Origin of the sequence: Periweissella beninensis (genome assembly GCF_016908275.1) — a bacterium.
Classification (GTDB): domain Bacteria; phylum Bacillota; class Bacilli; order Lactobacillales; family Lactobacillaceae; genus Periweissella; species Periweissella beninensis.
Genome location: NZ_JAFBDN010000008.1, coordinates 33689 through 45764 on the forward strand (window position 1 = coordinate 33689; position 12076 = coordinate 45764).

The 12076-nt window shown below is 33.5% G+C and carries 11 protein-coding genes and 2 tRNA genes; 10 read left to right on the forward strand and 3 right to left on the reverse strand.

Annotation, left to right across the window (positions count from 1 at the left end; all coding sequences use genetic code 11):
• Positions 1-7: 7 nt before the first annotated feature.
• On the forward strand, positions 8-694 hold the full coding sequence (locus JOC59_RS04590) for a DivIVA domain-containing protein (protein WP_205143626.1): 687 nt from the start codon (positions 8-10) through the stop codon (positions 692-694).
• A gap of 243 nt (positions 695-937) precedes the next feature.
• A complete protein-coding gene (ileS, locus tag JOC59_RS04595) occupies positions 938-3733 on the forward strand; it encodes an isoleucine--tRNA ligase (RefSeq protein WP_205143627.1) in 2796 nt (931 codons plus the stop codon).
• Between the two features lie 435 nt (positions 3734-4168).
• On the opposite strand, the gene JOC59_RS04600 is transcribed toward ileS, so the two are convergent.
• A tRNA-Arg gene (locus tag JOC59_RS04600) sits at positions 4169-4242 on the reverse strand.
• A gap of 157 nt (positions 4243-4399) precedes the next feature.
• Here JOC59_RS04600 and JOC59_RS04605 point away from each other — a divergent pair.
• Entirely contained in the window at positions 4400-4909 is a 510-nt protein-coding gene (locus JOC59_RS04605; RefSeq protein ID WP_205143628.1) for a hypothetical protein, read from the forward strand.
• Between the two features lie 270 nt (positions 4910-5179).
• Here the strand turns inward: JOC59_RS04605 and JOC59_RS04610 are convergent, their stop codons facing one another.
• Complete coding sequence (locus JOC59_RS04610; protein ID WP_205143629.1) at positions 5180-5362, reverse strand: DUF3042 family protein; 183 nt, start codon at positions 5360-5362, stop codon at positions 5180-5182.
• Between the two features lie 92 nt (positions 5363-5454).
• Here JOC59_RS04610 and JOC59_RS04615 point away from each other — a divergent pair, with 92 nt between their 5' ends.
• From JOC59_RS04615 to obgE, 5 genes are all read left to right on the forward strand, one after another.
• Entirely contained in the window at positions 5455-6192 is a 738-nt protein-coding gene (locus JOC59_RS04615; protein ID WP_205143630.1) for a glycerophosphodiester phosphodiesterase family protein, read from the forward strand.
• Positions 6185-7111 (forward strand): tRNA (adenosine(37)-N6)-dimethylallyltransferase MiaA, encoded by a 927-nt coding sequence (gene miaA / locus JOC59_RS04620; protein ID WP_205143631.1) that lies wholly within the window; start codon positions 6185-6187, stop codon positions 7109-7111. The genes JOC59_RS04615 and miaA overlap by 8 nt, the downstream gene beginning before the upstream one ends.
• 85 nt (positions 7112-7196) lie before the next feature.
• Positions 7197-7553 carry a MerR family transcriptional regulator gene (locus JOC59_RS04625; protein ID WP_205143632.1) on the forward strand — a complete coding sequence of 119 codons (357 nt, stop codon included), beginning with the start codon at positions 7197-7199 and terminating at the stop codon, positions 7551-7553.
• A 2-nt stretch (positions 7554-7555) separates the two neighbouring features.
• Positions 7556-8902 (forward strand): type I glutamate--ammonia ligase, encoded by a 1347-nt coding sequence (glnA, locus tag JOC59_RS04630; RefSeq protein ID WP_205143633.1) that lies wholly within the window; start codon positions 7556-7558, stop codon positions 8900-8902.
• A gap of 491 nt (positions 8903-9393) precedes the next feature.
• Complete coding sequence (obgE, locus tag JOC59_RS04635) at positions 9394-10704, forward strand: GTPase ObgE (protein ID WP_205143634.1); 1311 nt, start codon at positions 9394-9396, stop codon at positions 10702-10704.
• Between the two features lie 364 nt (positions 10705-11068).
• On the opposite strand, the gene JOC59_RS09545 is transcribed toward obgE, so the two are convergent.
• Entirely contained in the window at positions 11069-11419 is a 351-nt protein-coding gene (locus tag JOC59_RS09545; protein WP_420875266.1) for a DUF1516 family protein, read from the reverse strand.
• A 127-nt stretch (positions 11420-11546) separates the two neighbouring features.
• On the opposite strand from JOC59_RS09545, the gene JOC59_RS04645 reads away from it, so the two are divergent.
• Complete coding sequence (locus tag JOC59_RS04645) at positions 11547-11819, forward strand: hypothetical protein (protein ID WP_205143636.1); 273 nt, start codon at positions 11547-11549, stop codon at positions 11817-11819.
• Between the two features lie 60 nt (positions 11820-11879).
• Positions 11880-11950 (forward strand) — tRNA-Gly (locus tag JOC59_RS04650).
• The last annotated feature ends 126 nt before the right edge of the window (positions 11951-12076 follow it).

Here is a 12076-nt window from a genome sequence, read left to right on the forward strand (position 1 = left end):
AATTAAAATGGCACTTACACCAATCGATATTCAAAATAAAGAATTCACTAAAAGTGGTCGTAAAGGATATGATGCAAAGGAAGTCACCGACTATTTAAATCAAATTATTGCAGATTATGCGACCTTAATTGAAATGAATAATCAGTTAAAAACCCAAGTTGCGGACTATGAGGCTCGAGATGCGCAAATTGAAGAAATGAAGCAGTCGGTTACACAGTCAATTTTAGTTGCACAAGAAGCTGCTGATCGTCTTAAAAAAACAGCTGATGAATCAGCTAAAAAAACATTGACACAATCACAAGAAGAAGCGCAAAAGCTACTTGGGGATGCTAAAGAACAATCAGAAACTTTAATACGTGATGCTGAAAATAAATCACAAACCATTTTAAATGATGCGGCAGCAGAAAATGAAAAATTAGTTATCGAAACGAGTATTATTAAAAAGGATACCGTTGAATTTAAAGCTAAGTTAAAAAGTTTATTATTAGCGCAACTAGATTTAGTTGATAGTAATGATTGGGAAAAGGTTTTAAGTGACCGAGGCTTTGAAATCGTGCCTAAAACTAAAGAGTATATACAAAAAAACTCTACCACAGAGGTTGACAATGACACCGAAAATAGCGTAAACTCAGATACATCAACCGAACCAGTAAAGACGTATATTCTTTTACCTGATGAGGAAGGTAAAGCATAATTTTTTAAATAGAGCTTTTAAGCACATAGCAAATTAAAACTCTGTAAAGTGAACTAAGGATAGTGGGAACTTAGGCGGTTATTTGATTTGTTATGATCAATCTATTTGTTTTTACAACTTAATACTTTAATGAGGGCAAATGCCAAATTAGGGTGGTACCACGATATTAAGTCGTCCCTAGCGTTATCTAATAACGCTAGGGGCTTTTTTAATTTAATTTTATTATGATAGGAGAGTAGCAATATGAAAGTTAAAGATACTTTAAATCTTGGAAAAACTAAATTTCCCATGCGTGGTAATTTACCTATAAAAGAACTTGAACGCGAAAATGTTTGGTTTGAAAATAAAGTTTATGAACAACGACTAAAATTAAATGAAGGGAAACCAAGCTTTATTTTACATGATGGGCCTCCATATGCAAATGGTAATATTCATATTGGCCATGCACTGAATAAAATAACGAAAGATATGATTGTTCGTTTTAAATCAATGAGTGGTTTTTATGCACCATATGTTCCCGGATGGGATACTCATGGCCTACCAATTGAACAACAATTGACTAAGGCTGGTCATGACCGTAAAAAGCTTTCAAAAGTGGAATGGCGCAAGCTTGCTGAAAACTTTGCTAAAAAGCAAGTGGATAAGCAACGTGCGGATTTCAAACGATTAGGGGTTAGCGCCGAATGGGATAATCCATACCTAACGTTAAACCCAGATTTCGAGGCAGCTCAGGTACGTACCTTTGGTGAAATGGCTAAAAAGGGGTATATTTATAAAGGTAAAAAACCTGTTTATTGGTCATGGTCGTCAGAGTCAGCATTAGCTGAAGCTGAAATTGAATATCATGATGTGGTATCACCAACTGCTTTTTATGGTGAACAAGTTATTGATGGACTTGGTATCTTAGATAACGATACATATATGGTAGTTTGGACAACGACACCGTGGACTATTCCTGGTTCTCGTGGAATAACAATTGGTGAAAATTTTGAATATTCAGTTGTTAAACCAGTTGGTTCAGATAAAAAATATGTGATAGCAACCGATTTGTTGACTAAGGATGCAGAAAAATTTGGCTGGGTAGACTATACTGTTGAAAAAACAGTACGTGGTGTTGAATTAGAAAACATTTTAGTACAACATCCATTTTATAATGATATTAAGCTGGTTACTATGCTCGGTGATTTTGTTACTCTTGATGCTGGGACCGGGCTTGTTCATACGGCCCCTGGTTTTGGGGAAGATGATTTCTGGGTTGGTCAAAAATATAACTTAGAAGTTGCTGTGCCAGTTAATGATCAAGGGCTTATGACAAAAGAAGCAGGTAGTGATTTTGAAGGTGTCTTTTACGAAGATGCAAACGCTATCTCATTAAAAAAATTAGCTGATTTAGGTTTATTATTAAAGCAAGAAGATATTGAGCATAGCTATCCATTTGATTGGCGCACTAAAAAGCCAATAATTTTTAGAGCTGTACCGCAATGGTTTGCTTCTGTTGAAGCATTCCGGCAACAAATTTTGGATGCGCTTGATGAAGTTACCTTTTTACCAGAATGGGGTAAGGTTCGTTTATATAATATGATTCGAGATCGTGGAGATTGGGTCATTTCACGACAACGTGTTTGGGGTGTTCCACTACCAATTTTTTATGCCGAAGATAAAACACCTATTTTAAATGAAGAAACAATTAATCACGTCGCAGAATTATTTGAAAAATATGGATCAAATGTCTGGTTTGAAAGAGAAGCCAAAGATTTATTACCTGAAGGATACACTTCTGAACACTCACCTAATGGTGAGTTTACTAAAGAAGAAGATATCATGGATGTCTGGTTTGACTCGGGATCTTCTCACCAAGGTGTGTTGGCCACACGGAATTATTTGAGTAATCAAGCTGATTTGTATTTAGAAGGCTCAGATCAGTATCGTGGCTGGTTTAATTCATCATTAATTACATCTGTGGCAGTTACTGGGCGTGCCCCATATAAAAGTATCTTATCACAAGGTTTTGTTTTAGATGGACAAGGACGCAAGATGTCTAAATCTGAGGGAAATTCAATTGTCCCCAATGATGTTATTAAACAAATGGGGGCGGAAATTATTCGCTTATGGGTTGCCTCTGTTGATACGGATAGTGATGTACGAGTTTCAATGGAAATTTTGAAACAAAGTTCAGAAACATATCGGAAAATTAGAAATACAATGCGTTTCTTATTGGCAAATACTTCTGATTATAATGCTAAAACTGATGCAATAGCCTTTAATGATATGCCGCAATCAGATCAATACTTTTATGTGTTAGTTAATGAGTTGACACGTGATATTCTTGACATGTACGATAAATATGATTTTGTTGATTTATTTAAACGAATTGTAAACTTTATTAATGTCGATTTATCAGCATATTATTTAGACTATGCTAAAGATGTTGTGTATGTTGAAGCACCAGATAGTTTAGAACGTCGTTCTATGCAAACAGTTTTCTATAAAACAGTTCTGAATCTAACCAAACTATTATTACCAATACTTCCACATACTAGTGAAGAAATTTGGGAATACTTGCAAGAAGGTGAAGCGTTTGCGTATTTATCAGAAATGCCACAAGTAGAAGAATTAGCAAATAGCAAAGTGTTAGTAGCCAAGTGGCATGAATTTAGAAGTATGCGTGATAGTATTAACAAGGCATTGGAAGAAGCACGTGATGATAAATTAATCGGTAAACCAGCTGAAGCAGCTGTTACACTTTATCTGACAGAAGCACAAACTGAGCTAGTAGCTTCTTTAAATGTGGATATCAGAGTGATGCTTTTAGTATCACAATTACATTTAGCAAACCGTGATGATGCTCCTACTGAAGCACTTGAAATAGATGGTTTGCAGCTAGTGGTTAAGCATGCTGAAGGTGAAGTAAGTCAACGCGATCGTCTTTATCATACAGATTTAGGAGCAGATAGTACTTTCCCAACTTTAAGTAAGCATGAAGCTGCTATTGTAAGAAAGTATTATCCAGAAGCAGTTACAGCAGGTTTTGAAGATTAGCTATAAATAGTTTGTACAATGAAGGCTGATATCTTAAATACTTAAATGAGTAAGTTTCGGCTCTTTGGTAAATGACACTGATAGACTAAATAATTAAATTAATTTATTAAGCAACTAATTCGAAATTTTAATTAGTTGCTTTTTTATTTATGGTAAAACTAAAAGTTTAACAAAAGTTAAATTGTGTAGACTAAGATTTTAAATGTTTCAATTTACGGTCTATAACATGCGTACTACGCTTTCATAATCTGTGTTTGGTAAAAAATTAGCTGTTCTACGCTATATGGGGGTAATTAATAAAAAAAGAATATATATACAAAAGAACACAATTAAAGCGACGATAGTAGCTTTAATGTGTTCTTTTGTATATATAAGGATAGGGTTCAATTATTTTTAATAAAGGGAAGATATAACGCTAAAACTGAAACACTAAAATGTCAAGCATGAGATTCGAACTCATGACCTACGGTTTAGAAGACCGTTGCTCTATCCAACTGAGCTAGCCTGACACAATACTAAAATTATAACTATTTTATTCAAAATAGTCAATAAAGGTTTTTGATAATAATAATGTTAATTGCAGTTAAACAATAATTGCACCAAGTAGAGCATTCTTGTATCATTAATATAAGTAGGGGAACAGTGTTAAGTAAGGAGATGTGAAATATGAAGAGAATAGGGTTAGTGCTAAGTATTATAACTTTAGGAGTAATCTTAGTAGCTTGTGGACAAAAAACATATGCCGGAATTCAAATAAGTGGCGATAAATATACCCAACTAAATGAGGCTAAGGTAAATATAAAAAAATTATTAAGTGATTTGGATGATTTTGATTACCGCAATACTAAAACAGCAGATAAAATATATCGTGATGCTGATGAAATAATGCTAAAGAATGCCAAAGGGTTATCAACTAGCGAGAAAGAAAAATTGGATGTGGCTTTGGATAATTCACAACATGGTGTTAAAGGGATTATAAAAGATGCACAACGTAAAAAATATAATATTGATGGTAGTGTTGCTTCTCAGTTTCATCATAACTTCAAGGTAATTGTTAATATTTCTGCAAAAGCTGTAACTAATTCACAAGTTCAAGCTGATAAAGTTGCAAATAAACTAAATAAAGATTTAAAAATAGAAAAGCAATTATATAACTTAGGATCTAAGCATGAATAGTTAAATTGGGAAAGTGTGTTTACTAAAATTAAAATAAATATGTTATGATAGGGCATAGCAATAATAATTTTATAGTAATTTACTATAAGGGGGATTATTATGATTTCACTAGGTGTAATTATATTGACTTTAGTAATTACCATGATTGTCGAGTTTACATCAAAAGATGACAATACACCTAATAAGCATCAAAGTAATTATTAGGATGTAAATGCAATAAAATACCTAGAAACGTAGCCAGATACATACGTCCTAGGTATTTTTTAATAATTAATATTTTGAACTATGCGCAAAACTTGATTTACGAGCTTTGCGGACATCAGCTTCTTCAAACTTCTTTTCTTCGTCCTTAATTGGTTTGATGACTTTATGATGGAAATGTGCTAAAGCGCTAGCTGAAGCGAGAACTGTACTAGTAACTCCTACTAAGATACCGATGGTAAATTTTTTCATAACAAATCCCTCCATATAAAATATATTTTATAATACTAATACTAACTAAAAAAAGGATATTTTACTAGTAAATAGGTAAAAAAGGTAATGAGATGTTAACAGAAATTGTAGCACATCGTGGTTATCCAAAAAAAGCACCTGAAAACACTTTAGCTTCTTTTAAAAAAGCATTAGCTTTTAGCATTGATATTTTGGAAATCGATGTTCATCTGACTAAGGATCAACAGTTAGTTATTATTCATGACGAAGCAGTAGATAGAACTAGTAATGGACATGGATTTGTTAAAGATAAAACTTTAGAAGAACTTTTAAAGTTAGATTTTGGTTCTTGGTTTTCACCAAAATATAACGATGAAAAAATAATGTGCTTATCTGAACTATTAGTACTACTAAAGAAAATAAATTTCAGTAAAAAACTATTGATTGAAGTAAAAACGGATCATTTTGCTTATCCAGGAATAGAAGCATTGTTAGTTAAAACGATAGCTCAATTTGATACACATAAGTATCAAATAATTTATCAAAGTTTTAATATTGCAACACTTTTAAAAATAGCTAAATTGGATAAAAGTGCCAATTTAGCGGCCCTATTCTTTTATCCAACCTGGCAAATACTATGCTTAAGTAAAAAAAATTTAATTACAGCCATTCATCCCGACAATCGATGGCTAATCAATCGAATTTTTTGGTTAAAACCATCAATGATTCGCCCTTGGAAAGTTAATGATCCTCAAAAAATAAGAAAAATATTAAAATGTCAATTAGCAGGGGTGATTACTGATGAAATTGAACTGGCTCTTGATTTAAGAAAGGAAATTCAAGGTGGATAAAATAATTGTTATTGTAGGTCCAACAGCTGTTGGAAAAACAGCATTGTCTTTAAAACTAGCTAAAAAGTTAAATGGTGAAATCATTTCAGGTGATTCAATGCAGGTTTTTAAAGGATTGGATATAGGAACTGCCAAAGTTTCTAAAGAAGAACAAAATCAAGTACCGCATTTTTTAATCGATACTAAAGAAATAGATGAGGAAATAACAGTTATACAATGGGTTGCGGCTGCTCGCTTGAAGATCGATGAAATTGTTAAGCGAGGGCATATTCCAATTATTGTTGGGGGTACCGGGTTCTACATTGGGGCATTATTGGGTGATGTCGTGTTAGCTAAAAATAATGCGGCGAAGGATCCAAAAATTCGGGCTAAGTGGCAAGAATATGCTAATTTAAATGGAGAAGAAGCATTACATCAACAATTAGCTCAAATAGATTTGGAAGCTGCTAAGGTCATTCCAAAAGGCAATGTACGAAGAGTCATCAGAGCATTAGAGGTATTTGAATTAACAAAGCAACCATTTTCAAAGCAAACAATGCCAGAAGCAAAACGGTACTATGATGCACAAATAGTTGGCCTAAGAACAGAACGACAGCGTTTGTATCAACGAATTAATGCACGTGTTGATGAAATGATTGAGCTTGGCTTGGAAAAAGAAGCGTTTCAATTATATCAAGCGACAAACCTAAAATTACAAAGTGGTCAAGGAATTGGGTATAAAGAATGGCTTGATTATTTTGAACAAAGGAATGATAAATTAGCAATGATAGAATTAATTAAACGTAACTCAAGACGATTTGCCAAACGTCAATTAACTTGGTTTCGTCATCAATTAAAAGGTATTATTTGGTATGATTTGGTTACTAATGAAAATTCAATCGATGAAATTATAAGGGATATTGAGAATAAAAAATGTTAATGTTAGATTATGTGACATAAATCGTTGTATTTAACCATGCTTCTGTTAAACTATGGTTATCTTAAGGAACACGGGAGATTGAAACATGGCTGAAAAAGAATTTAGACGTACCATGTCAATTTTACCGATTGGAACAATACGTGAACTAACAGGATTAAGTGACCGGCAAATAAGATATTATGAAGCCCAAGGATTAATTTTACCAAAGCGTACTGAAACCAATCGACGAATGTATTCGCTAAATGATGTCGACCGATTACTTGAGATTAAGGACTATTTAGAAGTAGGTGATTCAATTGCAAATATTAAACGGATATATGCGAGGGAAGCAGCTAAGGCTAAAGAAGCCGATATATCAGCGCACCAAATGCGTAAAGCACTTCAATCAGAATTTATTAACCTTGCCGGTTTTGCGGTAAATAAAAATAGAAAGGGCTTTTAAAGATGCCAAAGCATGACTATACTAAAGATGATATTCGTAACCTTGTAAAATCAGAAAATGTTGAATTTTTACGTTTGACTTTTACTGATATGTATGGAATTATTAAGAATGTGGAGGTTCCAGTTTCTCAACTTGAAAAGGTTCTTGAGAATAATTTAATGTTTGATGGCTCTTCAATTGATGGGTTTGTCCGCATTGAAGAATCAGATATGTATTTATATCCTGATTTATCAACATTTATGATTTTTCCTTGGGCAACTGATTCACACGGAGGGAAAGTAGCCCGAATAATTGCTAGTGTGTACACTGCTGATCGTAAGCCGTTTGTTGGTGATCCACGTAATGTTTTGATTGCTAATCTAGACAAAATGAAACAGCAAGGATTTGATTCTTTCAATATTGGAACGGAACCAGAATTTTTCTTATTTAAATTAGATGAAAACGGTAAGCCAACTACTAAATTAAATGATTCTGGATCATATTTTGATTTAGAGCCACTTGATATGGGTGAAAATGTTCGTCGGGAAATTGTGTTAACCTTAGAGGAAATGGGCTTTGAGGTTGAAGCTGCCCATCATGAGGTTGCTCCAGGGCAACATGAAGTTGACTTTAAATATGCATCAGCCCTTGAAGCAGCTGATAATATTCAAACGTTTAAGTTGATTGTTAAAACAATTGCACGGAAGTATAATTTATATGCTACTTTTTTACCAAAACCAGTTTCCGGTATTAACGGAAATGGGATGCATACTAATATGTCATTATTTACTGCTGGAAAGAATCAGTTTTTTGCTGAGGATGATGAATTACAACTATCAACGACGGCTTATAATTTCTTAGGTGGAATTTTGAAACACGCAACTAATTTTACCGCAATTACTAACCCCACTGTTAATTCATATAAACGTTTAGTACCAGGATTTGAAGCACCTGTATATGTTGCTTGGTCTGGTTCTAATCGATCTCCAATGGTTCGTGTACCAGCATCGCGGGGACAGTCAACACGCTTGGAATTAAGGTCAGTTGATCCAACTGCCAATCCATATCTTGCACTTGCTGGTATTTTAGCAGCTGGTCTAGATGGTATCAAAGATAAAATTGAACCAGCTGAATCAGTTGATCGTAACATTTATTTAATGGATGAGGCAGAACGTATCAAGGCTGGAATTCATGACTTACCAGATACATTGCTAGCAGCAGTTAGAAATCTTGAAGGTGATCGCATTATTCGAGAAGCAATTGGTATTAATCTATCACAACAGTTTATTGATGCTAAGCTATTAGAATATCGAGCATATCGGCAAGAAGTTTCACAATGGGAATTAGATAGTTATCTAGATATTTATTAAATACTATTGCTAGATTTAAACTTTGAAGATCTTAATTCATGTTATTAATGTTTAGGTGCCAAAAGAAAGTTAAGATTGAAACAAAGTTAGTCATAAAATTTTTTGTCAATTGATATTGATAACTTAAATAATCAAATTAAGCAACTAATTCGCAATGTGAGCTAGTTGCTTTTTTGGCATACATGATGAAAAGTTTAACTATTAAAGATAATTATAAAGTACATTAGCTGAGACGAGGGCATTAGAAGTTTAGGAAAAATATTTTTATAGCGTAATTAGGCGATGACAATGAGTGGTACTTACCTTGATTAATACAATAATTATGATTAGTAACAAAAGATTACTTAATAGCATAAAAATAATTAAAGGCTTTTTATGATTATTGAGAGTCGTAGTCTTTACCTGATTGTTGGAAACTAGTATACTTATAAAAGGAATTTTGCTCGTTAAAAATTAGTAAAATAGTAAACTGATAAAAGAAAGGTAGAGTTATGGCATTTGTAGATCAAGTTAAGATTGAATTAAAAGCTGGTAACGGTGGCGATGGAATTATTTCTTTTCGTCGTGAAAAATTTGTTGATATGGGAGGCCCCTTTGGCGGGGATGGAGGTCGTGGTGGTTCCATCATTTTAAGAGTTGATGAAGGATTGCGAACTTTAATGGACTTTCGCTATAAACGTCACTTTAAAGCTACGCATGGAGCTAAGGGTGGTACAAAAGGGATGACTGGTCGTTCTGCTGAAGATCTTTATATTAAAGTACCACAAGGAACGACGGTTATAGATGCAGAGTCTGGTCGTGTTCTTGGTGATTTAACTGAAAATGGACAAGAATTAAAAGTTGTCAAGGGTGGTCGTGGAGGTCGTGGTAATATGAAATTTGCGACACCTAAGAACCCAGCACCGGAATTAGCTGAAAATGGTGAGCCTGGTGAACAAATGACGATTAAACTTGAATTAAAGGTTTTGGCTGATGTTGGTTTAGTTGGCTTCCCATCAGTTGGTAAGTCAACGCTTTTATCTGTGGTAACTTCGGCCAAACCAAAAATCGCAGCATATCACTTTACAACATTAGTACCAAATCTTGGCATGGTTCGATTAGATGATGGTCGCGATTTTGTTATGGCGGACTTACCTGGCTTAATCGAAGGAGCATCGCAAGGTATTGGATTAGGAATTCAGTTTTTACGGCATGTTGAGCGAACTAAAGTTATTCTTCATTTAATTGACATGAGTGGACTTGATGAGACAGATGCTTATCAAAACTTTGTTAAGATTAATGAAGAGTTGAAAGAATATGATCCGCAGTTATTAGATCGACCACAAATTATTGTGCCTACTAAGATGGATATGCCAAATTCAGCTGATAATTTAGTAGAGTTTAGAGATAAATTAAAGGCGCAACCTTACTTGTCAACGGTACCACAAATAATTCCAATTTCTGCGCTTACTAGAAGCGGAGTTACAGATCTTCTTGGAGCAACGGCTGATTTGTTAGAAGTGACACCAGAATTCCCGATGAAGGATATACCATTTCAGGATGATTCTCACACAACTACCTATGAATTGGAAAATGATGAGCCAGCTTTTGTTATTTCTAAAGGTGAGTATGGAGAATGGGTACTTAGTGGTGCTAAGATTGAAAAATTATTTAAGATGACTAATACTGCTCATGATGAAAGTGTATTACGTTTTGCACGACAATTACGTTCCATGGGTGTGGATGATGCTCTAAGACAAGCTGGAGCTGAAAATGGCGATGAAGTTGCCATTTTAAATTTCCGTTTTGAATTTTCAGAATAACCACAGATGATTGTAAGTTTATTTGATACTAAATATTATTTTGGATAAAATGAAAAGTTTTAAAAACATAATATTCGTTTAAGAGGGGCCTAATTTGAAATAGACATGTAATACTATAATAAATACCATGCATCGAAAATAGCGCCTTAGGGGGATAGGTTGCAAAGGGTAATTTTTGTTATTGCCGTTTTTTAAGTTAGTATACCTGATAATATCTGATGTATGTAAACATTAAAAAGCCGAAGATTTTCTTTCGGCTTTTTTGTTTAAATTTGATAAGAAGTTTGTTGATATTTGTAAATTAAAGAGTTAACGGCTAATTGATTGCTGTTAACACTGGAATCATTTATCAGCAGTTTTTTAGTTAAAATTGATTATGTAAAATAAAACCAGTTACACAAACTAGCATAAATAAGATAAATATTAGGAAGAGGAATTTTTTACTTAAATGAGTTTGTGTTTTACTAGCAGCTAAAATTTCTAAGCAAATGATTAAACCAAAAGCAAGGATGATTTTAAAAATTGTGAGTATAAAATGGTTAGCAAAGGTGTAGCGGGCTAAAAGCAAACCTGTTATTAAAAATATTAAATAAAAGAATCTATTAAACATTGAAAAGGCTTTTACTTTTTTATTAGTTTTCGCAAAAATAATAATTAAAGTGCTACAAAGTAATAGAGCTGAGGTAACTAAATGAAACAATAATGGTGGATACATAGTTTATTGAAATATCCTTTCGCTTTTATGTTAAAGCCATTATAGCATAAAATAGTTGCTATTTTAGATGTAGTTTGTTAATATATACCGATGGTTTTATCAAGTATATCCTTGGAGGTACGACAATATGGCAACTGAAGAAGTAGTTAATGATTCAGGTTTTAATATAGGAGATTTTGTAGCTGCCAAAAAGTTTGCAAATTTCGAACATGATTTTAAAGGAATTGTTGAGAAAATATATGAACATTCATTACTAGTAATGGTGACTGAGTATGATGCAAAAGATCAGGCAACGGTAAATGAGTATAATCATCGTGCTGTTGTGCGCATGAACGAAACCGAAGTTTTAATTGCAGCTGAAGTTCCTGTTGATGATTCAACAGAAGATTCTAAAGCTTAAAACTTAGTATAAGATAGTTATTGCATTTTCACAAAGATGGGCTATAATTATTCTTGTAATGCGAAGTTAGTTTAGTGGTAAAACAATAGCTTCCCAAGCTGTGGTCGCGGGTCCGATTCCCGTACTTCGCTTTTTAGACTAATGTTTATATGATTAGAGGAAAATAATTAAAGTTTACTTAGCAAACCTGGGATGATGGAAGCCAGATTAAACTTACTTATTGGCGCGCTAGTTGTAAAATTTTTATATAATTAGAG

What these genes read in the sequence shown, in the direction of transcription:
- JOC59_RS04590 (WP_205143626.1), top strand. Translation starts at nt 8, where the DNA reads ATGGCACTTACACCAATCGATATTCAAAATAAAGAATTCACTAAAAGT.
- ileS (WP_205143627.1), top strand. Translation starts at nt 938, where the DNA reads ATGAAAGTTAAAGATACTTTAAATCTTGGAAAAACTAAATTTCCCATG.
- JOC59_RS04605 (WP_205143628.1), top strand. Translation starts at nt 4,400, where the DNA reads ATGAAGAGAATAGGGTTAGTGCTAAGTATTATAACTTTAGGAGTAATC.
- JOC59_RS04610 (WP_205143629.1), bottom strand. Translation starts at nt 5,362, where the DNA reads ATGAAAAAATTTACCATCGGTATCTTAGTAGGAGTTACTAGTACAGTT.
- JOC59_RS04615 (WP_205143630.1), top strand. Translation starts at nt 5,455, where the DNA reads ATGTTAACAGAAATTGTAGCACATCGTGGTTATCCAAAAAAAGCACCT.
- JOC59_RS04625 (WP_205143632.1), top strand. Translation starts at nt 7,197, where the DNA reads ATGGCTGAAAAAGAATTTAGACGTACCATGTCAATTTTACCGATTGGA.
- glnA (WP_205143633.1), top strand. Translation starts at nt 7,556, where the DNA reads ATGCCAAAGCATGACTATACTAAAGATGATATTCGTAACCTTGTAAAA.
- obgE (WP_205143634.1), top strand. Translation starts at nt 9,394, where the DNA reads ATGGCATTTGTAGATCAAGTTAAGATTGAATTAAAAGCTGGTAACGGT.
- JOC59_RS09545 (WP_420875266.1), bottom strand. Translation starts at nt 11,419, where the DNA reads ATGTATCCACCATTATTGTTTCATTTAGTTACCTCAGCTCTATTACTT.
- JOC59_RS04645 (WP_205143636.1), top strand. Translation starts at nt 11,547, where the DNA reads ATGGCAACTGAAGAAGTAGTTAATGATTCAGGTTTTAATATAGGAGAT.